Genomic DNA, 22749 nt, shown 5'->3' with positions numbered 1-22749 from the left:
CGATGAATGCATTAGTCGTTGATGATGATTACTACGTTGTTACTGCTCTGGAGAAGAAGATAGATTGGGCCGAGCTTGGCATTGAGAACGTATTTACAGCCAACAATGTGGCGCAAGCCCGGGAGGTATTACAGCTGCATCCGGTGGAAATCCTGATCTCCGACATCGAGATGCCGCAGGGCAGCGGGCTGGAGCTGCTGGCCTGGATTCGGGAGGAAAACTACACAGTGCAAGCTATCTTCCTGACCAATTACGCCGATTTCAATTACGCACAGAAGGCGATCGAGCTGCAAAGCTTTGAATATTTCCTGAAGCCGATAGAATTCGATAAGCTCAAATTGATTCTGCAAAAGGCCATCCTGCAAGCGAAGGAGCTGCAAACTCGGGAAAAGGCCATTCAGGAGGGAGGTTATTGGCAAAAAAATCAGGCTAATCTGGTGGAATACTTCTGGCGCAAGCTGATTGGCGCAAGTGTCTCCGCTCCTATCAAGCCTGCTGCGGTAGTGCAAGCCCTGGAGGACCAGCATCTTTTCTACTCGATGAACGACCTGATTCAGCCGGTACTCATTCATGTGTTCCCTTATAACGGCAGCATGGGCCGGGAGGAGAAGGGTTTGTTCGATTTCGCCCTGCAGAACGTTCTGCATGAGCTGCTACAGAACCCCCGGTTCACTGCTGAAACGGTACTGGAGTTCCGCGATTATCATTGGATGGTCATTCTTAAATGGAAGCAGGCACCGGAATCAGCCGTGCTTGAGGAGCTATGGAGCTCATGGTTCGAGCGAGCTGGCGCCTATTTGAAATGTGATGCCTGCTGCTGTATCGGGCTGGCAGACCAGATTGAGAACATCGGCCCCGTACTCCATCAGTTGTTGGATATGAACGATAACCTGCCCAAAACACGCAACCGCGCATACTGGGCGGACCGGGACTGGCGTCCAAAACAATCGGAGTATCAGCCGCCCGATCTGATGCGGCTGGAAGAATTGCTGCATCAGAACAACCCCGGGGAGTTTCTAAAGGAAACCTCGCGTTATCTGCGGGAATGCTTGGACCTCCAAACCCTGGACACCGCAGGGCTGGCCTTGTTCCGTCTGGACATTGTGCAGCTTGTTTATGCCTTCCTTAAGCTCAAGGGCATTGAAGCCCACAAACTGTATGCGGCCAAAGCTAATGAACAACTGCTGGCACAATCACTTTATTCGATTGAAGATATGGAAACATACGTGACTTACCTGGTTCATACCGCGATGGCTTATCACGACTTCGCTGCCGAGCCCAAATCCGTCGCCGAAGAGATCAAGCAATATATTCATAATCATTACGGAGAGGACTTGACCCGCAATGATCTGGCAGAGGTGGTCTATCTGAATCCGGACTATCTGGCCCGGTTATTCAAGAAGGAGACCGGGATCTCCCTGGGCAGCTACGTTATTCAGGTACGGATCTCCGTAGCGAAACGGCTGCTGGAAACGAGCAAGCTGTCCGTTTATGCCGTAGCCAATCAGGTCGGGTATACCAACTACTCCTATTTCACCAAATTGTTCAAGCAAGAAGTTGGGGTCACGCCCAACGAATATAAAAAGCAGCCGAGGGGTCAGGCCAAGCCCTCACGTCCTCTGTCGCAGACGTAAAAGGCCGCAACCTGGCATTACTGGGGCGGAGAGGCCGACTTGGCTTCATCTATGTAGGACTGTAGCTGCGCTGTGCTGGTAATCTCTCCAAAGATCGGCTGGGCAATGTTTCCATATGGATCAATAATGTAAGTGGTTGGCAGAGAAGTTACGCCGTACAGCTCGGCGATTCTGCCCGTAGCATCGAGAATTACCGGAAATTCAAAGCCATGCCCGGTCAGAAATTCATTGACCGTGCCCCGCGATTCGCCCACATTCACGAACAGCACGCTAACCTTGGAAGCCTGTTCCTGCGCCAGCCGCTCGATCAAGGGCAGCTCGTTCACGCAAGGGCCACACCAGGAAGCCCAGAAGTTCAACACTACCGCTTTGCCTTGACTAGCGGCCAGCGAAATCCGGCTTCCTTCACTATCGACAGCCTCGAAGAGTGGAGCGGCCTGTCCCGCATCGAGTCGCCTGGCCCCCGCTTCCTGGCCATCCGAACGCCAGGCTGAGGCCACAGCCCACAACGCAGCCCCAACCAACACCAAGGCCAGCAGCCATGTGAAGGGACGGCGCCAGTTACGGTTGACTTTGGTCATCTCTTTTGTGACTTTGTAGGATAGATTGCAAAAAACGTTTGAAGGTGGGACAACTTGAGATTGATCGGGAAGACCTTGGAAACCGTGGGATATGGGCTGCTTTTGTGATGGAAATATGGGATGAGATAGTTTGCAAAAAAATGAGCAGATTGCGATTGAGTAAAAAAACTCGCAATCTGCTCATTTTTGAATTTCAAGAGGCTTTAAAAGGTTTACAAAAGCTTTAAAAAGGCTTGCCATAGGCTTTAAACGATATTAGCGGTAGGGTGTCAGATATTGATGGGATGACAAAAAGCATCTTGAATTTAGGTGGGACATGTGGGACAGACTCAAAATAAGTGTCCCACCCTCAAAACCCAATAGTATCAAGGAATTTATAAAGTTCAATTCATTAGGTGGGACCGGGGTTTCCGCTGATAATGATAGAAAAGTCTATCATTTGGGTATAAAAATTAAGCCCCTTGCTTAGTGGCGGCTTCCTCTCTGCCCTTTCCATTCTTCGATGTATACGATTCTTTTGCTGTATCTGCAATTTCAAGTAAAACATCTATTCTTTCCTCAATTTTAATTCGATCACGATCTCCCAATTGGTGTATCTTTGCCAACAACTCAACATCTTCTGGCTGTAAAATATTTTGATGTGAATTAGCATCATTAATTTTCTCGCTTCCGGTAAGTATCCAGTCAGTTGAAACGTTAAAAAAGTTGGCTAGTTGGATAATTGTATCAATGCCAGGCTTCATTTCATTTCTCTCAAATCTACTTAAATTGTTGAAGTTAAGCAGATTCATGAGTTCTCGTTGCTTTAATCCTTTAGAGTTCCTTAAAAAAGCAATTCTTTCCCCGATAGTTTTCATGATGTGTATTCACCTCTCTCTTTAAATTTATTGATGTGAAAAAGCATTTATTATATTGACTTGATGTAAATTCACATCTATAATGATAGAAGATAGAAAAAGATATCACACAAAGTTTACCACACATCATGTATGTACTGACAGCATGTATTACTTTGCCCTTTGATAACTGAATATGTGAGCATATTAGATTGCAAAGGAGGGATCAAATGAGCGATCCAATGCAGAAAATTACTGACATTCGTCTGTTGTCTCTTTATAAGGAAGGTTTCTCCCATATTTCGAGCGCAGTTGAAGAAGTGGAATTCCTCTGGCCGCAGACAGCAGATACCCTTGTAGGAGCATATGGCGAGATTAATGACCGTCTGCTGAACCAAGTCAGGGAAGAACGTATGAATCTAGAAGCCGAAGTAAAGCGTTTCTTAGCTAAATCTAATAGCCAGCTTGTATATCTAGCTAATCTGGAAAAGCATCTGAGAGATTTGCAATCGAACATGCAAGGTCTTTATGAGGAAGCCAAATTAATGCAGGTATTTGGTGAAGGAGGTGACAGCCTTGAGGAAGCGGGAACTGACGCAACTAGGGGTACAGATAAAGACCCGCCTGAATGAGCTTGGAATGACGCAGTATGAATTATCGCAGCAGCTAGGCATGAATTACAAATATCTGTACCTGATTATGGTCGGGGAACGCTCCGGTAAAAGCTATATGCGCAAGATCGGTGAGCTGCTGGATATTGACCCAAAGCTTAGTAAAACGGCGTGAAGGGAGGGTTAGGCGTGGAAAAGGAAATTAAAAGCACGATTATTGCACTTTGTAATTGGATACAGCGTACTATTGCAGAGCCTGGGGCAGACGAGTTAAAGGCGCTTCCTGCTATTGCAGATAGTGTTGCTAATCTTTACAGCGTGTATAGGGAGCCTGTGTTGGAACAGCCATCTATTCTAGGTGAAGAAACAGTTGATATTAGGCGAATGGTAGAAACTGCTGGCCGGAATAAATGTGAAGTCACAAAGGAGCAACTAGCAAGTGAGATCCTCAAGTATGGAGCACCACAATCTGTTTATATTGACCACGGGGAGGCGAAGTAGCATGGAAGGAATTAATACCGTTGAGAAGTATGAACGGGTATTGGAAGATGTTGAATTAGCTCATCCAGATGACAAAAAAGTAGTGCGGCAAATTCTTGATATCTTCGAGGAAGAAAAAGCAAGTGTTTGCCGCGCTAAAGTGGTTCTTAAATTAGTCTATGACCTATTGGACATTCAAAGTGTGGTTACTAGTGAATTCCTCCAGGTAGATATTTTTTCAACTCCTGAACATGTAGACACCCGGGAAGAAGAAAAGGAGTCATCAAGAAATTTCAAGGACATGCTCGAACGAGCTAAGCAACAGATCAGAGAGGATGCTGTTAAAGAATTTATTGAGAGCCAGAACGCCGAGCCTCAATCACAGGCTGAGTCTTCCAAGAGTATCTCGAACTATTGTAATCTACCAAGTTCTCTTTAGAGAACACTGCCATTAAGTTAGCTAAATGCTGAGGTTGTAACAAAGACCATTGAGTTAAGTTGCTTCCTTCAAAAATCCATATGTTACCGTAGAGGAAATAAAACTCCTGTGCTTGATCGGGAGTGTAGTCCTCAAAGAAACCCTTTAGATATTCAATGATAGCCGGGTGAAGGTCCACCATCATTAGCGACACTCGGTAGACATCGGTTGTTATGTACACTCTGTTATTGTGGAATATTGGCAATTTGAGTTCATTGCTATGTGTAACATATTGCCGTAATTTTTCATTTACCTCCGGTTTAAAATACCTTTCATAGGATTGCTGGAGAGATGAACAAATTAAGCCATGATCTGCGATGATATCTGTTTCGTCTCGCTTTAAGCCTACGATACCACTAGTCCATGAAGTACGTGCTCTTGGCATATTCTTTAAGTCCTTTCCATTGGGAGTGTTTGTAAATCTCGACAATTTACATTCTACCAAAATTTGAAAGGGAAATGGGCATGAAAAAAGCCGCCGTAGAGGGCGACTCTTAAGAAATAAACCAACGGTAGTATATCACGCCAGAGTAGCTTTTGGAAAGGGGGAGCCGTTTGGGAGTTTTAGTAAGTACATCAGAAGCGGCGGAACTTGAAGGTTTAGCAAAAAGATCAGTCGTAAGGAAAATTCAGAACAACAAGTTGAAAGCCACGCAGATCCCAGCACAAACATCAGCAAAGGGCTACGAGTATCGCATTGCTCTCTCTGACCTGTCTGCCAAGGCACAAGCTAGGTACTATCAGCAGCACCAGGTAGCCAATATACCCAAGCCAGCCCCAGCAGCGGAGCGGCTAGAAGATAAATCCCTGGAAGATCTGACGGAGCGCCAGCGCCAACAGGCCGCCCATTGGCGGCGTGTGCTGGAGGAATGGCGGGCATACATCTCTGATTACCCGAAGCAGACCACCATGCGCACGAAGGATTTTGTCGAGGAATATAACCGATGGAATTCGGACATGCCTCTCACGGAGCGAACGCTGCGGCATAAGTGGAAGCTGTACCGTGAGTATGGCGAGGTTGCCCTGGCAGATGGCCGGGCGGATCGGGCCGACAAAGGCAAGACCACAATTTCAGAAACAGCCTGGTCCGTATTTCTTCAGTGGTGGCTGGATGAAGGACAGCCGACCACCATGCACTGTTACGAGCTGCTGAAGGCTTGGGCCAAGTTGGACATGCCTCAACTGCTGCCGCTGCCTTCTGTTGACAGCTTTTACCGCAAGGCAAAGGAAATCCCTAAGCCTGTTATCGACTATTTTAGATTTGGCAAAAAGCGGTTTGAAGACGAGGCTATGCCCTTTGTGCAGCGCCTCTATGAATGGATGGACAGCAATGAGGTTTGGGTGGCTGACTTTCACACCCTGGACATCTTTGTCAGGGACGACTTCACGGGGCGTGTCTATCGCCCCCATGTGGTTGCCTGGTTGGATGTACGCAGCCGTAAGATGATGGCAATCACGGTATGTGAAAGCTCCAATTCGGACGGGGTCATTAGCTCGTTTAGGAAAGCCGTGGAGCGTTACGGTATCCCGAAATGGGTCTACCTTGATAATGGCCGTGAGTTTCTTGTCTCCGACTTTGGCGGGCGAGGCAAGCGGAAGACCTCTGACAAGCAAGGCTATGGAGCTACGATGCTGGAGCGTATGGGTGTCAAGATGGTGAATGCCAAGGTTGCGAACGCCAAAGCGAAGATTATCGAACGTGCTTTTAGGACCTTTTCAGAGCAGTTCTCTAAGCTGATCCTCACTTACACCGGGAGCAGCCCGGACCGTAAGCCGCACCGCCTGGAAGGTGTATTGAAGAAAACGGACAACATCCCGCTACGCTCAGAGATTGAGAGCAGCCTGTGGAAATACATAGAAGGCTGGTACAACACGAGAACAAGCACGGCTGCTGGAGTGGATGGATTAACCCGTAATGAAGCCTATGAGCGTAACCTGATCACCAAGCGAGTGGCGACCAAGGAAGAGCTTAACCTGATGCTGCTGCGTACTGCTCGATTGCAAAGCGTGGACCGCAACGGGGTCTATCTCAAATTTGGCGAAACCAAGCTTTGGTACTACAGCGCCGATCTGATCATGCATTATATGAAGCAAAAGGTATTTGTCCGCTATAATCCCGAGGATTTATCCACGGTACGGGTGGACGACGAGGAAGGCCGCTTTATTATGGAGGCCACCTTGAAGGACGCTGGCGGTTATGGCGGCGAGGTTGACAAGGAAGCCATTAAGCGAAACGAAGCGATGAAGCGCAAGCAGCGGGAGAATGTCCAGGGCTATCTGGAGAGCCACTTGGATATAGAAGCGCCGTCCATGATGGACGTTATGATGCGGGCATCCGAGCTTAACATTGAAGCGGAACAGTCACGGACCTATGATGCGGAGATTCTTGACCCGGTGAGACTGGACAACTATCGCCCAGCTATGGCCGCAGGCGCAGAGGATAATGTGGTTGATATGTCCCGGATGATCGCAAATGCGGAAAGGGGAATGAAACGATGAAAGACCAAATATTAGCGTATATGCAGGAGCATGGCTTGTCACAAGCCACGGCTGCCAAGTTGATCGGGATCGGGGAAAGCACCTTCTCCCGGTACTTATCCGGGAATTACCCGAACCCGGAGAGCATTGAGAAAAAAGTGGCTGACCTACTGGAGAAGGAGGAACTACGGCATACCTCCTTTGGAGCGCAGGACATCCCTTTTGCGCTCACCACGATTGCCCAGCAAGTCATGCAGACCCTTGAGTATGCACGGATTAAACGTAATATCAGTGTCATTTATGGAGATGCAGGCATAGGCAAGACCCGGACCATGCGCGAATGGTCTAAGGGGAAGACAGACGTAATCCGGGTGACGGCTTCCCCGGCCTTGGGCAATCCGAAATCATTCTTCAAGCTGCTGGGCCGGGAACTCAAGTCCATGAAGAGCGGCTGCATAGATGACCTGTACATGGATCTATGCGACCGTCTGAGCGGATCGGACAAGATGATCATCATTGACGAAGCGCAGCATTTAAAGCTCACAACTTTGGAAAACCTTCGGGGTATCCAGGAGACGGCGAACATCGCCATAGTGCTGATTGGCAATGAAATGATTTATAGCAAGATGGTGGGCCGCCAGCAAGCGGAGTTTGCCCAGCTCTTTTCCCGAATTGGTTGGCGCAAGCACCTACTGACAGACCAGTTTGTCCCCGAAGATGTAAAGCGTGTGTTTGGCTCCCAGGATGAGGAAACTCTGTCCTTGCTGCTGAACATCTGCCATAGCAAATACGGACTACGGGGCGCGGTGTATGTCTATTCCAACGCCAGTAACAACGGGGACACATCGGTGAGAGGCATCCGGGCTATGGCTCGGACGATGGGTATAGCCGTATGAACGGTAAAAAGCTGGTGATACATGTACCTGTCGAGGTTAGCAGCGAGGCGGTTAAAGCAGCTTTTGCCCGTAAGGGCATCGTGCCAAATCAGGCCAATGCAAGGCGGTTTCTGGATTTGCTTAGGCTGGGTCTTAAAGTAGGTATCGGTGACATTTATGATGAAGTCCTGGCCGATAAAGAAACCTTGCTAATGCGTGGATTCACCTTTAAGAAGGAGGAACGTGCATGAATCAGGTAAACACTGAACTGCTAGAACAACATACAGACGATGACCAAAGGGGGGCTGCTCAAGCAGCTCTCTCTTCTAATAAATTCGAGTGGTTTAACAGGCTTGGGGCCGTGGAGGATATCGCCCAGGAGATGGCGGACAACGGCGGCAAGTATGACAAGGCGCTGCGTACGGTCCGTATCTCCCGCTATGCCTACCGGGTGTCAAAGATGCCTGTGAAGCAGAAGGCGGCATTGAAACGGGATGCGGTCAAGCGGGCCAAGGCCGTTATCTTAGAACGCGAGTCTGCGGATGTTGGAGATATCGTCAAGGTGGTGAAGCTCGTTCCCGCCGTTCTGCTGGGCGGTGCACATCATCGGGATGGCCGCAAGCTTGTAGAAGCCGAGGTTACTCATAAGTACAGCATATCGGGGATTTACAAATATACGGTGCGCCGTCTGGAGGATGGCGAGAGTCAGACAGGTAACGGCCATATGATCAGGTGCATCGTTACCAAGTCTCCAGGGGCTGACCGGAAGGAGAATGCAGAATGATCATGAAGCTGCGCATGGTGAAGACCATTACGGTGCATCAGCCCTGGGCTACTTTGTTAGCCTGGGAGTTTAAGCGGCTGGAGTCTCGCGGGTGGTCTACCGACTACCGGGGGCCGCTCGCCATACATGCGGGTAAGCACGTGGATCGGGAAGCCTGTGAACGGGAACCGATCCGCAGTGTACTGGCTGACTTGGGCTATACCGCCGATACCCTCCCCACGGGGGCGGTCTTGGCAATCGGTGAGCTGAAGGAAGTCTATCCTATCAATATCGCCGGGGATTCCTTTGCGGGGTCTATCGACAGTGAGGGCAAGGTTGCAAGGCATATCGAAGGCAATGAGTTTGAATTTGGCTGGTATGACGAGGGACGCTTTGCCTGGGAGATATCCCAGGTTATGCGGCTGGCCGAGCCGATCCCGGCTAAAGGGCAGCAACGCCTGTGGTATTGGAGGCTGCCAGCATGACGGATGCCAGGGTGTTGATTAATTACGTGGATGGCATCTGGAAAGCTGTGGTTGAGGTTCCCGCCAAGTACGAAGCCAACCTTCGTCAGATGGAGGAATTGGAGAAGGAGAGCAATGATTTGCTCCATGCTCTGGAGCTACTGGACATCAGCCCGGAAAAGGCTGCTGAATATGCGGTGAATATTCGGAACAACCGTTTGGAGCGTAGACGCTTCAAGGATGAAAACATGATATTGAAACCTTTGTATGACTACATCAAGCAGCATAGGCAGTTGGAAAGCGAGATTAGGCTGTGCCAGCAATCCACGGTGAGGGCCTGCGGGGTACTGAAGGATCGTTGTTATCGCCCGCGGGTTCGGACGGATTTGACGGAACTATTCAGAAAAGCAAAGGAGGCGCAACATGGTTGAAATGGAGCTTGTCACAGTTGAAGTGCAGCTCATACGTAGCTGCCTGGTGTTTCGGGCGATGGAGATTACCGATGCCCGCCAGGATGTCTATACACGCCTGGTTAACAATTTGTACGGTGCTGGTTTATTTTGCTGGAGCGCTCTTGAGGCCGCTTGTATTGTCTTGAGTCTTGCAGAATTTGCTAGATATGCGAAGGAAGTCGGACATATGGCGCTGGCTGCGGATGCGCTGGAACTGGCTGCCCTGATACATTGGCAAGCTTACGCCTTGGAACTTGGAGAGATTCCTGAAGAAAGCAGCCCACAACTTGAAATGGCGGTGCTGGCTCATGTCAGCTAAGTTCAAATTCAAGCGGGAATTATTTGAGGAGGAGTTGCTGGGCTACTCGCCTGAACAGGTGCAACTCATAGCAGACTATTTTGCCGTGACCGCTCTGACCCGCAAGGCGGGGCTAATCTCTCCTGGCGTGATTCGTAGGCAACTGGTGTACTGGCAGCGGTTTAGTGTGGACATCGTTATGCAGGCCCTACGGCTGCATATCAAGCAGTACCCTGACAAGCCGGAACAATACACCCAGGGCATCATGCGGACGCTGGAGAAAGGAGCTGAAGCGAGACGTGCAAAAGCTGGAGCAAGTGTTGCGGAATTCGTCCCGAGCCGGAGGAACTACGGCCAGGGAGATGACAGATACATTGGAGACGACGACCCCCTGCCCATATAAGACCTGTGACGGATCGGGCGTTGTCATGATAGATGCCTGGACTTTTAAGGAGTGCCAATGTGAGTCAGACCGCCGGGAGCGGCTCAACGTGCAACGGCTGTTTGCGGATCTGCACGTACCCAAGCGATACCAGGGCAAGACGCTTCAAAACTTTGACCCCGCCTTGCTCAAAGGTCGCGCCTATGACATGGCCGTGCGCTATGTCGAGCGGTTTGACGAGATCCGGCATGAGAGTACCAACGGGCTGGCCTTTATCGGCCCGCCCGGCACGGGTAAGACGCACCTGGCCTATGCGATACTGAGCGCCCTACTGCCAAAAGTCCGGTCTGCCATCTGCGGCAGTGTGCCGGACCTCATGGAGATGCTGCGGCCGAAGAACGATAAGGAGCTTGGAGAGCAGCGGCTGGCCGCCCTCAAGACAAGTGAACTGGTCGTGTTGGACGACCTTGGAGCCGAGCGGGAATCTACCTGGGTAACGGAGCGACTATTCATGATTTTAAATAGCCGTTACAATGAGCAGCTACCCACGATCCTGACCAGCAACGTAGAACTGCGGATACTGGAGCAGATACCGGGCTGGGCGCGCGTTGGAAGTCGGATCACTGAAATGTGTCATGCCGTGCTTTGTGATGGTGCAGATCAGCGCAAGGCACAGAAGATTAAAACCAAGGCTAAGCCTGGAAAGGATGATTAAGGTGAAATTTGATAAAAAAATGAATCGTAGTGGAGGGGTTACCCTTCCTTCGGCTCTTCGCCGGGAGTATGGTTTGGCTGCTGGGGAGAAATTCCAAGTTTCGGTTAACCAGCATGGGGACGTCGTACTGAAGCGCACGGAAGGGCAATGTCTGTTTTGCCAGGCTGATCAGGATTTGATCCCGTACCTGGGCCGGTTGGTTTGCCGCTCCTGCGTCTCTAGTATGGCGGTACAGGCAGGAGAGGACCATGAATGATATCAGCCCTGATTGGAAAGGCTCCACTGCAAAGGAGCGGGCGGCTATAGATAGCATACTGAAGCATGAGGGTACGCCTGGGGCGATTGTAGCCTTTGACAACCTCAAGCACGTTTTTAGCAGCTACTGGTATTGGTTTATGCTGTCTACGCTGTGGATTAGCTATTCCGGTTGGTCGGATTTGCGTATGTGGCGGCGGCTGTTTCGGAGCATGCGGCCCCGCCGTCAAACCTCACTCATGAAGCCTAGCGAGTGGGCAGCCTTCCGGGAGCTTCCGAGTACGTTCACCGTTTACCGGGCGCACCGACCAGATGAAACCGATTGGATCAGCTACACGCTGAGCCGTTCCTTGGCTGAAAGCTGGGTAGCCCAGCGCGGCGGCTATCTTGGTGTATACAAGCTCCACAAGAGGGATTGCCTGGCCCTCTTCTTGCGCAGGGGCGAGGATGAAATATTGATGCTGGAACCTACCAAAGCAAGGAGGATAAATATATGAACCACGATGCAGTACGCATACTGATTGACGAGGCGGTAAGTCTGGAGAAAGAGTTGGAAGCTGGCAAGAAGAAGCTGGAGGCCTTGAAAGCCCGCATTCAGTCACATGCCTTTGCCGAGATGCAAAATAAATCATTAAAGTATCGCCGTATCTACGGTATGAGCGGTCACGCCAATGTCACCTACAAGGCTAAATTCTCGCTCAACAATTATGAACGACTTTACAGGGCAGTTGGAGACATTGCGAAGGATCACATTAAGCGCACTGAAGAGATTAAGCATGAGCCGAAAACGGCTTTTAAAGCGGCTTTAATCGCCATTGCAGATGGTGATTATGGTAAGGACATTACCGTGGAGGAAGTCTTGCGAGGCTTGGGCCTGGATGAAAAGCAGATCAAGGCAGCAGACAAGCGCCTCAAGGGTGTGTATGGCAAGGACAGGGATGTGCTTCAGGCCTTTGGGATTGAAGGGGATCGCGAGGAAGAGCTGGACGCGATCCGTAGGTATCGCACCGCCCAGCTTGTGGAATCATTCTTCGGTAATTTGACACCTCTCCAACTTGACGAAATCAAGCGATCTATCACCGTGGAGCAGGAATTGGCGATAGGTATCGAATATGAGTGACGCTAAAAAGCAGATCTGGACGATTGGCCGCAAGCTGGATATGCAGGAGCAGGATATCCGTGCTGTCCTCTACCGGGAGACCGGGAAGTCTAGCATGAGGGATTGCACTGATCAGGAGCTGCGGCGGGTGGTGCTGGCGCTGCGCCAATTGCAAGGGGCGGAGAATCATACCGGGGATCGGGCCTCTAAGAAAATGCTTTGGAAGATCGAGCAGCTAGAGTTGGCCCTGGGCTGGAATGATAACCCCAAGCGCTTGCAGGCCTTCCTGCGCCGTTACTACAAGGTCGATTCCCCTCAATGGCTCACCCGGGCGCAAGCCTGGCGGGCTATTGAGAGTCTCAAAAAGATGGTCAGTAAAATGGAAAAAGCGGGTGAAGCGAATGAAGAACGCTACAGTAACCGTTGATTATGAGAGCTTCCAACGCCTGAAAGATCGGGCAGACAGATACGAAGCCATGAAGCGGAATCAGGCCGAAGAGGCAAAGAATGAACGTAAGTTTATTGAATGCATCTGTGATTGCATCGAGAAGGCCAATGATGCCCGTACCCCTGAGAATAAGCAGTACCATATTGCCCAGGGCATCCGTGCGATATGTGAGCATTATGATATGGACCTGCTTACGGAATACGCTGGACTGGATGAAGGTGAAGCACCGTGATAAAAGATGCCGGAATAGTAGTGATGCTGATGATCGCAATCATTGCGATGATGCTCTGGGGAGCGAACATGAATTAGCGCCCATTCGCGCATAAAGATAGGGGGTGACTATCCTATGAAACCTAGCATCGGACGTATTGTACATTACTGTGACATGGAGGGGAAAATCCTTGCAGGAGTTGTAGTAGCTGTTATGGATGAAGAAAATGCAATTGTGAATTTAGCGGTTTGGAGCGAGTTCGGCAAGCAATGCAACGCTTTGAATGTACGTCAAGGTCATGGTTGCGAACAGTGGAATTGGCCAGCAAGGGGATAATGAAAAAAGCCCCGCAAGGGGCTTACTTCATTAACTCAATCGCTGAAGGTGAAACTAAATTATAGTTTGGGCTAATACTGCTGCATCGTCATAATCATTGTCACTCCAATCTTCAAAACCCACTTGAACGAATGCCATATCATATGATCTTGTTAGCTCTCTGTATGGGGATTGTTTCCATTGATTGTCTCGTGGATCTAGATTCCACCCCGTAACAAAGAGTCTAATTGGGTTTTGACCCGTGTTTTTTTCGGAAATCCAATCACTATTCCCTACATTCCGATTATCCCTTCTGAGCACTTCCGTGAGTTCCTGATTATAAACGATAACTGTATTGTGATGTCCAGCATTGAATCCAAATTGCAATTTCAATCTGTACCCGGGGTAAACGTTTAACTCAAACATTCTTTTTTCATCAATTGTTTGTTGTTTAGTTGGTCCCATTAAGCTCATTCCCATATCTGTCACGCTCTCTTTCTTTCGGATTATTTTAATCGACGATAGTGTAATCAATACACATTATTAAAATACATGTAACAAAATCAATAATTGGTAATTGGAGGTGAACACGTGGAGATGTCAGAGGAAAAGCTGGAATGGCGAACCGTGAAAGAGGCCTTCAGGCGGTACAGGGAGAATGAGGAACTGCTGAAGCGTCTCCAGAACGAGCAGCCGGATCAGTATCAACTAGGCTTTGCTTTAGCTGCCGATGGTCAGTTGGACGTTGTGGCCGATTACGTGCTTGATGCAAAATCGGCAAAAGCGTATAATGAGGCGGTAATGTCCTGCATCAGACAGCTATCGTCAGCAGAGCAGCGAATTATTAAGGCCTTCTATCTCTCGCCTGTGCGATTACCACCGTGGCGGATCTACGAGCAGGAATTACACATTGGCCGGACGTTGTACTTTACGACCAAAGCCAAAGCCGTGGGGAAACTTTTCGTGCTACTCCGGGCGAAAAACCTTGTTCCCCGCCACGCTTTACCCCCTTAAAATGCCAAAATAAAGTGCGGACTTTTCGCCCCGAATACCATAGTACGATAGACCAGTAAAGCCAATCAGGCCGAGCTGGTCTTTTTTGGTTTTCGGGTCGCCTCCCATATCGGGCATAGCGGTACGTACCGAATGGCGTTGATGCGGATACTAGCACTACCTTGGGATAGGCAGGATGGGTAGTAGGGGTATTTGGCGGAGCCTAGCACAAGTAGCAAGTAGACGTTGCGGCGGGCGATACGGCGAAGGTAGTTGGTTTACAGGTTGTGTATTCCTCCTGAACTATCTTTCCTTTATCCTGTCGGAGATTGTTTGGGAATTTGTAGTGTAATTAGGAGGAATGAATGTGCCGGATTGGCTGGTGCAGTTTGCGTTAGCAACATTGATTGGTATCATTGGATTTTTTCTCAAAAGCCACAAAGCCCAGCAGGACAAGATGAATGAGATCCTGCAAGCTCAGATTGATAAAACAGAAGCAGAATTCCAGGCATTCCGACTGTTGGCAGCGGACCAATACGTACATAAAGACGACTTTATCAGGGCCACCGCTCAAACGGACCGGAAGCTTGATAAGATATACGACGAGATTATTAAATTATCCGGGGGGCGGAGCTAGTGGATCAACGTGAAATTCTTAAAAACAGGCAGTACCGGGGGCAGATTATGCGGATCGTCTCCATGTTTTACCCTGATCCCGTGACGGTAAAGCAGCTCAAGCTGGGTCTGCAAGAGTATGGCCTGACGTATAGCGCGGATCTGGACAAGCATCTGCACTATCTGGCGGATGACAGTGACAAGGAGTCTCCTCCTTACATCCGGCGCACAGATGGCTTCCTGCGAGAGCTGGACGACAATGACAAAATCTATATCACCCGGGCGGGGATCAAGCTTGTAGAAGGCAGCGTACAGGATGAAGACATCTTGCTATGAGTCAGTACAAGAAGTACCGCAAGCATAACAAGGTCTACGAGCTGCCCGAAGAGATCCGCGACGAGGTTGATCGCCGCCTGCTGGATACAAGCATTACTTACTCTGATATTAGCGTATGGCTGCTGAACCAAGGCTATGAGGTTTCCAAGTCTACCATCGGAAGGTATTCTCTTGAGAGTAAGCAACTTGCAAACCGTCTCATGGAGACACAGACCCGAGTGCGCGAGATGATGAAGATTGCCAAGAACACGCAGGACGACGAGCTGCTGACCGAGGGAGCATTACAGATTGCGGTGGGCAAGCTTTCTGAAAAAATTGCCTTGCTTGAGGAAGAACTGGATGATCTGCCGCCCGAAAAGGCTATTGACCTGATGATCAAGTTATCCCGGGCTAAAGCGTATAAGGACAAAGTATATGCCGATCTGCGAGGCGAGTTTGACCTGGCACACAAACGATTCAAGGAGGCTGTCTATGCGGAGCTGGAAGCGAGTCATCCGGAAATTGTGGAACAGCTTATCCGGATTGCGGACGAGACGCTGGGGAAGGTCGGCCAGTCGGCTGTATAAAGGCTATGGCAGGTGGATTGAATGAATAGCATTATTCAAGACTTCAAACAGAATAGCGGCCAGCAGGAACGTAAAACCGTTATCTCGCTGGGCAAAAGAAATTTCCGGGAGTATTGCAACACCATACACCCGGATTTTTTTAAATCTCATCGTAGGTATCAGGACGTATTATGTAACACCATACAGTCTGCCTACGAGAAGCGGCTGCTGAATCCAAATACAGGCAAGCCCATAGACATCCTCATTATCAATCTCCCGCCGGGCTTTGGCAAATCCTTCACCGGAGTTATGTTTGCAACCTGGGCTTACGGGCAAAATCCAAAAAGTCAGATTGTCGAAGTCTCTTACAATCAGACGCTGGCCGAGACCTTTTCTAAGGCAGTACGGGAAGCGATTCGAGATGAAGAGATCCACGGCGACGAATCGTCGTATGTGGTGAACAGCTTCTTCCCGGGGCTGAAGATCAAGCACGGAGATGGAGCTGCTACCCGCTGGGCGCTGGAAGGGTCATATATGTCCTACCTTGCAACGGGATTTGACGGATCACTGACCGGGATGCGGGGGCATATCGGCATTATTGACGATCCCATTAAAAACGCTGCTGAAGCAGTCAATGAGAATGTAAAGGCAGCACATTTCAATTTTTATAAAAATACCTTTGTATCGCGGATGCTTGACGGCGCGTTACAAATCATCATACAAACACGCTGGGCAACGGACGATCTGGCAGGCAAACTGCTGTCCGAGTTCCCGGACCGCTGCTATGAGCTGCGTATGCCAGCGTTGACAGAGGATGGCACAAGTTTATGCGAAGACCTCTATTCAACCACTGATTTGTTAATGAAAAAAGCCACACTGGATGAACATATCTGGTTGGCCAACTACATGCAGGAGCCGATTGATATTCGCGGCAGTCTCTACGCTACAGGCTTTAAAACCTATGAAGTGGTAGACGAGGATGCCGTTGAACGAGTCATTAACTACACGGATACCGCTGATATGGGCGCGGATTTCCTTTGCTCCATTTCGGCGGACGTGATTGACAAGTATGCCTATGTCAAGGATGTCTATTACACCGAGGACAGCATGGAGACCACGGAGCCAGAGACCGCCCGGAGGCTGGATTTGCATAAAGTACGGGAGGCGGCCATTGAGAGCAATAACGGTGGCCGGGGCTTTGCTCGTAATGTAGAGAGTCAACTGCGAAAGCTGAAGAACCGGAAGTGTCAAGTGACTTGGTTTCACCAATCGAAAAATAAGCGGACTCGCATCCTGGTCAACGCATCCAATGTACTGGAACAGGTTATTATGCCAGAAGGCTGGGAAAAGAAATGGCCGGAATTTTATAAAGCGGTGATGAAGTACCAGCGCAAGGGCAAGAACGAGCATGACGATGCACCGGACACGCTGACCGGGTTAGTAGAACTGGTTAACGGTGACGTTAAGCTGCGGCGTAAGGCTACCGTGCTGTCCCGCCGCCGTTTGGGGATTTAAGGGGGAATGACGAATGATTGAAAGTATCAAGGTGCGGCCAGGCACTGCACCGACCAATGAGCTGGTGACAAAAATTATATCTGTGTTCTGCTCCCGTCAGCTCCCTCACTATCGAAAGCTGGAGGGGTATTACAGAAGTCAGAACGAGATTCGCTCCCGGAGATTGGCCCCGGAAAAGCCGAACAACAGAATCGCTCATGGATTTGCAAAGTACATCACAGATATGGCAACCGGTTATTTTATGGGCGAAGGAATCCGGGTTAGTACAGAGGATGAAGAGTATCAGGAGCATTTGCTGAAGGTGCTGGAGCAGAACACGGCGGCCGATACAAACTTTGAAACGGCCAAGGAAGCCTCTAAAAAGGGTATTTCCTATGAGCTGCTGTACCTTAACGAACAGGCAGACATCCGGTTCAAGCGCTTTTCGGCGGAGGATATTATTCCGGTGTATTCATTTTCTGTTGGGGAGTTTCTGGAGTTTGCCGTGAGGATCTGGACAGAGCGGGATCTGATCACCAACAAAAACAGCCACTATGCTGAGGTCTACACAAAGGATGAGATCATCATATATGCCAAGAACGGCAGCATCTACCGGGAGCAGGAGCGCCTGCCGCATTACTTCGGTGATGTGCCGATGATCGTCTATTGGAATAACGAAGAGCAAAGCGGCGATTACGAGGATGTCATTGATCTGATTGACGCTTATGACAAAGCACAGTCGGACACGGCCAATGACTTTGAATACTTTACAGATGCTTACTTGGTGCTGATCGGGGCCGGGGCTGGCTTGGTCAAGGCAGAGGGTGACAGTGATGACGATCAAGACGCGATTCGCACTCTTAAGCAAGAGCGTGTGCTGCTACTGGATCAGCAAGGCCAAGCGCAGTGGCTTGTGAAGCAGATCAATGATACCGCCGTCGAAAATTTTAAAAACCGAGTGCGTGACGATATTTTCTTTCTTGCCAAAGTCCCGGCTTTGACAGATGAATCCTTTGCGGGCAATCTCTCCGGCGTAGCGATCCGTTACAAGCTGATTGGCTTGGAGCAGTTAGCAGCGATTAAGGAAAATAAATTTCTTCCCGCTTACAGGAAAAAGATCCGGCTCATCACCAGTCAGCTCAATCTGCGCTTATCTCGCAGCTTTGATCCGTCCAGCGTGGAGGTCAAATTTGACCGCAACATGACGGACAACCTGGCCGAGCTGGCAGATGTCATTTTAAAGCTGCGCGGCAGCGTGTCCAAGCAAACCCTGCTGGAGCTGTTGCCCTTTGTTAAGGATGCCCCAGCGGAGCTTCAGCAGCTCTTGGACGAGCTTCAGCAGGAGGATGAGCTGGGGAATGTAAATGAGGATTTGATCGGTGTGGGTGATGGCTGATGGCTCTCCCATCGGATCAGTATTGGATGCAGCGTAGCCTGGCCGATAGTACCAAGGCCTATAACTATACCGAGCGTAAGCTGGCTGATCTGCGGCGGGAGTACGAGCGGGCAATGAAAACGGTCCAGCAGCGTATTGCCGCCTGGTATCGTACCTATGGCGAGGATGGTAAAGTGCCTGTTACCGAGGCGCGTAAGCGGGCAACGGGCAAGCTGACCAGGCAGCAGGAGCTGCTGGCACGGCTGGAGAAGGACTTTGACCGCCTCTTTGGCACACAGCAGCAGCTTGCCAAGGAGACGCTAACGGGTGTCTACAGCGATGCATACTATCGGGCTGTATTTCGTATACAAAAGGGGATCGGCGCAGGGGCTAACTTCTTCGTCTTGACTCCCCATTATGTAGACAGGGCTATATCCACAGCCTGGAGTGGGCAGAGTTATTCCCGCCGGATCTGGAAGCACCAGCGGCTGCTTGCCAAAAAGGTGCGCTCCATCATTAACCAGGGTGTACTATTGGGGACACCCGAAGTGCAAATGTCGGAGCAGTTGGCCGCATCGATGCAATCCACCTTTGGCCGGGCGCAGCGACTGATCCGCACCGAGACGACACATATTTATAATCAGGCAACAAAGCTGGGGTACAAGGAAAGCGGCATCGAAGAATATCAATTCTTGGCTACGCTGGATCTACGCACAAGCGATCAATGCCAGAGCCTGGACGGCAAGCATTTCCCGCTGGACGAGGCGCAGCCCGGAAAAAACTACCCACCTATGCACCCTAATTGCCGATCAACCACGATACCCTATAGGGCTGGGCGGGCGGCAGAACGCTTTGCCCGAGATGCCGAAACGGGCAAAGGCTACTACGTGCCGGGGAACATGACTTACGATACCTGGCATAAAGAGCATGTTCTGGATCGGCACGGAGCAGATAAGGTTAAAGAGCTTAAGAAAACGAGCCGCCAGAAACGCCGTACAAGCCGTTCTAAGAGTTAGGGGCAGAATTGCCCGGGTCGAATCTTGTAAAGCAAATTAAAGGCGTTTAAAGGGTAATTAAAGACCCTTCCGCTGCTCCCCACTACTTGGGGGCGGCGTTGACATAGATACCATTAAATTTTAGGAGTGACTTTGCGATATGAATAAACGATTCTGGAGTTTTCTCTTTATGCCTAATTTCAATGCAGACGCTGGAGCCGGAGAAGGTGGCGGTGCTGCCGCAACTGATCCAGCAACGCCACCCGCCACTGATCCCGCAGCCGCTGCTGATCCTGCTGCCCCTCCCGCCGCCGATCCGACAACCATTTCAGCGGAGGAAGCAGCCCGCCAGGTCGAAGCAGCAAAGGCCGAGGCCAAGGCAGCCTATGAGCAGCAACTGGCCGACAAGCTGACCGAGGCCGAGAAGTTGGCGAAGATGTCAGAGGATGAACGCAAGCAGTATGAGCTTCAGCGGCGATTGGATGACCTGGAGAAAAAGGAACAGGCGATGGCTACCCGTGAGCTGAAGAATGAAGCCATCAAGACACTCACCGAAAAGGGCCTACCCGCAGCGGTCGCTGATTTTGTCCTAGGCGAGAACGCTGAAGCGACCGCTAAGCGAATTGATACTTTCAAGACCACCTTTGACCAGGCTGTACAGGCTGCCGTCGAGGAACGCCTGAAGGGCAAAACCCCGGTAACAGGTGGCGGAGCAGGAGCGCCGACCGCTTCCGAGCAAGCAAGATCATCTTTTGCAAGCGCACTTAAAGGAGGATTCTAATTATGGCAAACAGCATTAACTACGCAGAAATTTTTCAACCCGAACTGGATAAGCAGTTAATTGAAGAAGCCACATCCGGTTGGATGGAACCCAATGCCGCCCTGGTCAAGTATTCAGGTGGCCGTGAGGTTAAGATTCCTTCTATCCTGATGGATGGCTTGGGCGACTACGACCGGGGCGAAGGTTTTGTAAAGGGTAGCGTGAGCCTGGAATGGGAAACACAGCAGCTCACACAGGACCGGGGCCGTACCTTTACATTGGATGCCATGGACGTAGACGAGAGTAATTTTGTTGCTACGGCGGGAGTGGTGCTTGGTGAATTCCAGCGGACGAAGGTCATTCCCGAGGTGGATGCTTACCGCTATAGCACGATTGCATCCAAAGCAATTGCGGCCAGCAAGGCCGTGGGTGATTATTCCCCCACAGAAGCCACGATTCTTGCCAAGCTCTTGGCCGACATTGCGGCGGTGCAGGATGAGGTTGGCGAAGGCGCTCAGTTGATCATCACTTTGCCGATTACTATCGCGTCCATTCTCACCACTTCTGACAAAATTCAAAAGCGGATTGATGTTGTTAACTTCAAGCAGGGTGAGATCGATATGAAGATCAAGGCACTGGATGGGCACATCCTGAAGCCTGTACCTTCAGCACGAATGAAGACGGAATATATCTTCCATGACGGTTCAACCGCCGGGCAAACTCAAGGCGGTTTTTCTCCAGCGGATACAGCCAAAAATATTAACTGGCTAATTACAGCGAAGACTGCGCCGCTTGCCATCTCCAAAACGGACGTACCGCGCGTATTCGACCCGGAAACCAACCAGAGCGCCCACGCCTGGAAGATTGATTACCGCAAGTATCATGACTTGTGGATTCCTAAGAATAAGCTCGCTGCGGTACGGGCGAACATCAAGGAGGCGTTGTAATGTATACCCTCAAACGTCTCAACGTCATTAAGCAGACCGAATCCGCAAGCAAGCGGGATGCTCTCATTGACCAGGGCTATACTTTGTTGTCTACCGAGGAAAAAGAAAAACCCGCCAAGGCAGACAAACAGCCGCCGAAGGAACCCGAGAAATGAGCCTGGAAGAACTGACTCCCCTCCAGCGCGTCAAGCTCCGGGCGGACATCCCATTGACCGAGGTAGACGAAGCCAGGGACCTCCAGTTGCAATTGCGGCTGGAGGATGCCCAGGCTTTTTTTAAGGACTATTGTCATCGGCGGGACATCCCCGCTGCAGCTAATAGCCTGGTGGAGCAGCTTGCTGCCTACACCTGGCAACAGCGGGCGAACATCCAGAGTGAAAAGATCGGGGACACCAGCGTAACCTACGCATTAACGGCGGAGACCATTCCGCTGGATATCAGATCCCGCCTTAACCATTACCGCCGTGCGAGGATGATGTAATGAGCTGGCACCGGAAGCATTACAATGATCGCGCCCAGGTCTGGCATTATGTCAAAAGCAAGCAAGGGGGAGAAACCATCCGGCAGCTTGAGCTGCTGCATGATGCTCTCCCCTGTTTCTTGAGTCAGACCGGATTAGCAAAGAATAACCAGACGGCAGTACAAAATGACATCCGGTATGACGCAAAGCTGTTTTGCAGCCCGGCGTACAGCATCGCCCAAGGATGTGTGATTGATGTAAGCCGGGGCGGCCAAACACGTAGGTATGTAGCTGGGGAGCCTTTTGTCTATGCCACGCATCAAGAGATTGGGCTGACCCGGGAAACCAAGGCATAAGGAGGCTACTTATGCGCAAGTCGATGTATCTGGATATGAGTGAGCTGGAGCAATTGGCCGAGCGTATTCAGCAGATGGCCGAGGGCGACATAATCAACTTCATTTGCTGGCTGCTCCCCAAGCTTCAGCAGGAACTGATTGGCCGGGCTAAGCTCCGCACTCCGGTAAACTCCGGGGATCTGCGCAAACATTGGCAGCCTGGGGAGATCCGCATTATCGGGGATGTCGTGGAGGCCGAAGTAATCAATGACCTGGAATACGCATCTGACGTGGAGTATGGCTTCCGCAGCCACTTTGTCCCAGGGTACTGGCAAGGCAAAACCTTTGTGTACAGCAAGGGAGCCAAGACCGGGATGCAGGTCGGCCCTCCTGGTGGCCGAGTACCAGGGCGCTTCATGCTCAAGATCTCCCTGGAAGAGATCGAGCGCGAGCTGCCTGCCTATCTGGATGACATGCTGCAAGACTATCTAGACAAGCATTTTAACTGAGGTGAGGGAT

General features: G+C 50.4%; 36 protein-coding genes. 33 read left to right on the top strand and 3 right to left on the bottom strand.

The window, feature by feature from the left end; all coding sequences use genetic code 11:
• Positions 1 to 2 precede the first annotated feature (2 nt).
• On the top strand, positions 3 to 1634 hold the full coding sequence (locus C557_RS0112520) for a response regulator (protein ID WP_018752214.1): 1632 nt from the start codon (positions 3 to 5) through the stop codon (positions 1632 to 1634).
• 17 nt (positions 1635 to 1651) lie between these two features.
• Here C557_RS0112520 and C557_RS0112515 read toward each other — a convergent pair whose 3' ends face one another.
• Positions 1652 to 2215, bottom strand: coding sequence for a TlpA family protein disulfide reductase (locus tag C557_RS0112515; RefSeq protein ID WP_018752213.1), 564 nt, complete (start codon positions 2213 to 2215; stop codon positions 1652 to 1654).
• A gap of 452 nt (positions 2216 to 2667) precedes the next feature.
• A complete protein-coding gene (locus tag C557_RS23490; RefSeq protein ID WP_018752211.1) occupies positions 2668 to 3072 on the bottom strand; it encodes a helix-turn-helix domain-containing protein in 405 nt (134 codons plus the stop codon).
• Positions 3073 to 3281: 209 nt separating this feature from the next.
• Here C557_RS23490 and C557_RS23485 point away from each other — a divergent pair, with 209 nt between their 5' ends.
• The 19 genes from C557_RS23485 to C557_RS0112405 all read left to right on the top strand — a co-directional run bounded on the left by C557_RS23485 (position 3282) and on the right by C557_RS0112405 (position 13396).
• On the top strand, positions 3282 to 3683 hold the full coding sequence (locus C557_RS23485; RefSeq protein ID WP_018752210.1) for a hypothetical protein: 402 nt from the start codon (positions 3282 to 3284) through the stop codon (positions 3681 to 3683).
• Positions 3684 to 3690: 7 nt separating this feature from the next.
• Positions 3691 to 3837, top strand: a complete 147-nt coding sequence (locus C557_RS0112495) for a hypothetical protein (RefSeq protein ID WP_018752209.1) — start codon at positions 3691 to 3693, stop codon at positions 3835 to 3837.
• A gap of 14 nt (positions 3838 to 3851) precedes the next feature.
• Positions 3852 to 4163, top strand: a complete 312-nt coding sequence (locus C557_RS0112490; protein WP_018752208.1) for a hypothetical protein — start codon at positions 3852 to 3854, stop codon at positions 4161 to 4163.
• 1 nt (position 4164) lies between these two features.
• Positions 4165 to 4581, top strand: coding sequence for a hypothetical protein (locus C557_RS0112485; protein WP_018752207.1), 417 nt, complete (start codon positions 4165 to 4167; stop codon positions 4579 to 4581).
• A gap of 594 nt (positions 4582 to 5175) precedes the next feature.
• Positions 5176 to 7119 (top strand): transposase domain-containing protein, encoded by a 1944-nt coding sequence (locus tag C557_RS0112480; protein WP_018752206.1) that lies wholly within the window; start codon positions 5176 to 5178, stop codon positions 7117 to 7119.
• Positions 7116 to 7994 carry an AAA family ATPase gene (locus C557_RS0112475; protein WP_018752205.1) on the top strand — a complete coding sequence of 293 codons (879 nt, stop codon included), beginning with the start codon at positions 7116 to 7118 and terminating at the stop codon, positions 7992 to 7994. Before C557_RS0112480 ends, C557_RS0112475 begins: the two co-directional genes overlap by 4 nt.
• Complete coding sequence (locus tag C557_RS0112470; protein WP_018752204.1) at positions 7991 to 8224, top strand: hypothetical protein; 234 nt, start codon at positions 7991 to 7993, stop codon at positions 8222 to 8224. Before C557_RS0112475 ends, C557_RS0112470 begins: the two co-directional genes overlap by 4 nt.
• Positions 8221 to 8757 carry a hypothetical protein gene (locus C557_RS0112465; RefSeq protein ID WP_018752203.1) on the top strand — a complete coding sequence of 179 codons (537 nt, stop codon included), beginning with the start codon at positions 8221 to 8223 and terminating at the stop codon, positions 8755 to 8757. The genes C557_RS0112470 and C557_RS0112465 overlap by 4 nt, the downstream gene beginning before the upstream one ends.
• The gene (locus tag C557_RS0112460; protein WP_018752202.1) at positions 8754 to 9221 is read left to right on the top strand and encodes an ASCH domain-containing protein; all 468 of its coding nucleotides are present in this window, start codon (positions 8754 to 8756) and stop codon (positions 9219 to 9221) included. The genes C557_RS0112465 and C557_RS0112460 overlap by 4 nt, the downstream gene beginning before the upstream one ends.
• A complete protein-coding gene (locus C557_RS0112455; RefSeq protein WP_018752201.1) occupies positions 9218 to 9631 on the top strand; it encodes a hypothetical protein in 414 nt (137 codons plus the stop codon). The genes C557_RS0112460 and C557_RS0112455 overlap by 4 nt, the downstream gene beginning before the upstream one ends.
• Entirely contained in the window at positions 9624 to 9971 is a 348-nt protein-coding gene (locus tag C557_RS0112450; protein ID WP_018752200.1) for a hypothetical protein, read from the top strand. Before C557_RS0112455 ends, C557_RS0112450 begins: the two co-directional genes overlap by 8 nt.
• Entirely contained in the window at positions 9961 to 10353 is a 393-nt protein-coding gene (locus C557_RS24190; RefSeq protein WP_018752199.1) for a hypothetical protein, read from the top strand. The genes C557_RS0112450 and C557_RS24190 overlap by 11 nt, the downstream gene beginning before the upstream one ends.
• A complete protein-coding gene (locus C557_RS23475) occupies positions 10250 to 11047 on the top strand; it encodes an ATP-binding protein (RefSeq protein WP_205621618.1) in 798 nt (265 codons plus the stop codon). The genes C557_RS24190 and C557_RS23475 overlap by 104 nt, the downstream gene beginning before the upstream one ends.
• Positions 11040 to 11303 carry an AbrB/MazE/SpoVT family DNA-binding domain-containing protein gene (locus tag C557_RS0112435; RefSeq protein WP_018752197.1) on the top strand — a complete coding sequence of 88 codons (264 nt, stop codon included), beginning with the start codon at positions 11040 to 11042 and terminating at the stop codon, positions 11301 to 11303. The genes C557_RS23475 and C557_RS0112435 overlap by 8 nt, the downstream gene beginning before the upstream one ends.
• Positions 11296 to 11799 (top strand): hypothetical protein, encoded by a 504-nt coding sequence (locus tag C557_RS0112430; RefSeq protein ID WP_018752196.1) that lies wholly within the window; start codon positions 11296 to 11298, stop codon positions 11797 to 11799. The genes C557_RS0112435 and C557_RS0112430 overlap by 8 nt, the downstream gene beginning before the upstream one ends.
• Complete coding sequence (locus tag C557_RS0112425; protein ID WP_018752195.1) at positions 11796 to 12422, top strand: glycosyltransferase family protein; 627 nt, start codon at positions 11796 to 11798, stop codon at positions 12420 to 12422. The genes C557_RS0112430 and C557_RS0112425 overlap by 4 nt, the downstream gene beginning before the upstream one ends.
• Complete coding sequence (locus C557_RS0112420; RefSeq protein ID WP_018752194.1) at positions 12415 to 12828, top strand: regulatory protein GemA; 414 nt, start codon at positions 12415 to 12417, stop codon at positions 12826 to 12828. Before C557_RS0112425 ends, C557_RS0112420 begins: the two co-directional genes overlap by 8 nt.
• Positions 12803 to 13081, top strand: coding sequence for a hypothetical protein (locus C557_RS0112415; protein WP_018752193.1), 279 nt, complete (start codon positions 12803 to 12805; stop codon positions 13079 to 13081). The genes C557_RS0112420 and C557_RS0112415 overlap by 26 nt, the downstream gene beginning before the upstream one ends.
• Positions 13082 to 13195: 114 nt before the next feature.
• Positions 13196 to 13396 (top strand): hypothetical protein, encoded by a 201-nt coding sequence (locus C557_RS0112405; RefSeq protein WP_018752192.1) that lies wholly within the window; start codon positions 13196 to 13198, stop codon positions 13394 to 13396.
• 54 nt (positions 13397 to 13450) lie between these two features.
• On the opposite strand, the gene C557_RS0112400 is transcribed toward C557_RS0112405, so the two are convergent.
• Positions 13451 to 13840, bottom strand: coding sequence for a hypothetical protein (locus tag C557_RS0112400; protein WP_169338229.1), 390 nt, complete (start codon positions 13838 to 13840; stop codon positions 13451 to 13453).
• Between the two features lie 126 nt (positions 13841 to 13966).
• Here C557_RS0112400 and C557_RS0112395 point away from each other — a divergent pair, with 126 nt between their 5' ends.
• The 13 genes from C557_RS0112395 to C557_RS0112335 all read left to right on the top strand — a co-directional run bounded on the left by C557_RS0112395 (position 13967) and on the right by C557_RS0112335 (position 22739).
• On the top strand, positions 13967 to 14389 hold the full coding sequence (locus C557_RS0112395; RefSeq protein WP_018752190.1) for a hypothetical protein: 423 nt from the start codon (positions 13967 to 13969) through the stop codon (positions 14387 to 14389).
• Between the two features lie 346 nt (positions 14390 to 14735).
• Positions 14736 to 15005 carry a hypothetical protein gene (locus C557_RS0112390; RefSeq protein ID WP_040676908.1) on the top strand — a complete coding sequence of 90 codons (270 nt, stop codon included), beginning with the start codon at positions 14736 to 14738 and terminating at the stop codon, positions 15003 to 15005.
• The gene (locus C557_RS0112385) at positions 15005 to 15319 is read left to right on the top strand and encodes a hypothetical protein (RefSeq protein ID WP_018752188.1); all 315 of its coding nucleotides are present in this window, start codon (positions 15005 to 15007) and stop codon (positions 15317 to 15319) included. The genes C557_RS0112390 and C557_RS0112385 overlap by 1 nt, the downstream gene beginning before the upstream one ends.
• Entirely contained in the window at positions 15316 to 15885 is a 570-nt protein-coding gene (locus tag C557_RS0112380; protein WP_018752187.1) for a phage protein Gp27 family protein, read from the top strand. Before C557_RS0112385 ends, C557_RS0112380 begins: the two co-directional genes overlap by 4 nt.
• Positions 15886 to 15906: 21 nt before the next feature.
• Positions 15907 to 17379 (top strand): phage terminase large subunit, encoded by a 1473-nt coding sequence (gene terL / locus C557_RS0112375; RefSeq protein WP_018752186.1) that lies wholly within the window; start codon positions 15907 to 15909, stop codon positions 17377 to 17379.
• Between the two features lie 13 nt (positions 17380 to 17392).
• Positions 17393 to 18754, top strand: a complete 1362-nt coding sequence (locus C557_RS23470; RefSeq protein WP_018752185.1) for a phage portal protein — start codon at positions 17393 to 17395, stop codon at positions 18752 to 18754.
• Positions 18754 to 19749 (top strand): minor capsid protein, encoded by a 996-nt coding sequence (locus C557_RS23465; RefSeq protein WP_018752184.1) that lies wholly within the window; start codon positions 18754 to 18756, stop codon positions 19747 to 19749. The genes C557_RS23470 and C557_RS23465 overlap by 1 nt, the downstream gene beginning before the upstream one ends.
• Before the next feature lie 169 nt (positions 19750 to 19918).
• Positions 19919 to 20509 (top strand): DUF4355 domain-containing protein, encoded by a 591-nt coding sequence (locus tag C557_RS23460; RefSeq protein ID WP_018752183.1) that lies wholly within the window; start codon positions 19919 to 19921, stop codon positions 20507 to 20509.
• Between the two features lie 2 nt (positions 20510 to 20511).
• Positions 20512 to 21435, top strand: a complete 924-nt coding sequence (locus C557_RS0112355) for a hypothetical protein (RefSeq protein ID WP_018752182.1) — start codon at positions 20512 to 20514, stop codon at positions 21433 to 21435.
• Positions 21435 to 21590 (top strand): hypothetical protein, encoded by a 156-nt coding sequence (locus C557_RS24980; RefSeq protein ID WP_018752181.1) that lies wholly within the window; start codon positions 21435 to 21437, stop codon positions 21588 to 21590. Before C557_RS0112355 ends, C557_RS24980 begins: the two co-directional genes overlap by 1 nt.
• Positions 21587 to 21916: a phage head-tail connector protein gene (locus C557_RS0112345; RefSeq protein WP_018752180.1), complete on the top strand. Its 330-nt coding sequence runs from the start codon at positions 21587 to 21589 to the stop codon at positions 21914 to 21916. The genes C557_RS24980 and C557_RS0112345 overlap by 4 nt, the downstream gene beginning before the upstream one ends.
• Complete coding sequence (locus tag C557_RS0112340) at positions 21916 to 22251, top strand: hypothetical protein (protein WP_018752179.1); 336 nt, start codon at positions 21916 to 21918, stop codon at positions 22249 to 22251. Before C557_RS0112345 ends, C557_RS0112340 begins: the two co-directional genes overlap by 1 nt.
• An 11-nt stretch (positions 22252 to 22262) precedes the next feature.
• On the top strand, positions 22263 to 22739 hold the full coding sequence (locus tag C557_RS0112335; protein ID WP_018752178.1) for an HK97 gp10 family phage protein: 477 nt from the start codon (positions 22263 to 22265) through the stop codon (positions 22737 to 22739).
• The last annotated feature ends 10 nt before the right edge of the window (positions 22740 to 22749 follow it).

The sequence above is a fragment of the Paenibacillus sanguinis 2301083 = DSM 16941 genome (genome assembly GCF_000374825.1).
In the GTDB taxonomy this organism is placed as follows: Bacteria; Bacillota; Bacilli; order Paenibacillales; family Paenibacillaceae; genus Fontibacillus; species Fontibacillus sanguinis.
Note: the sequence above shows the minus strand (reverse complement) of the source record. Positions and strands in the feature narration are given on the sequence as shown.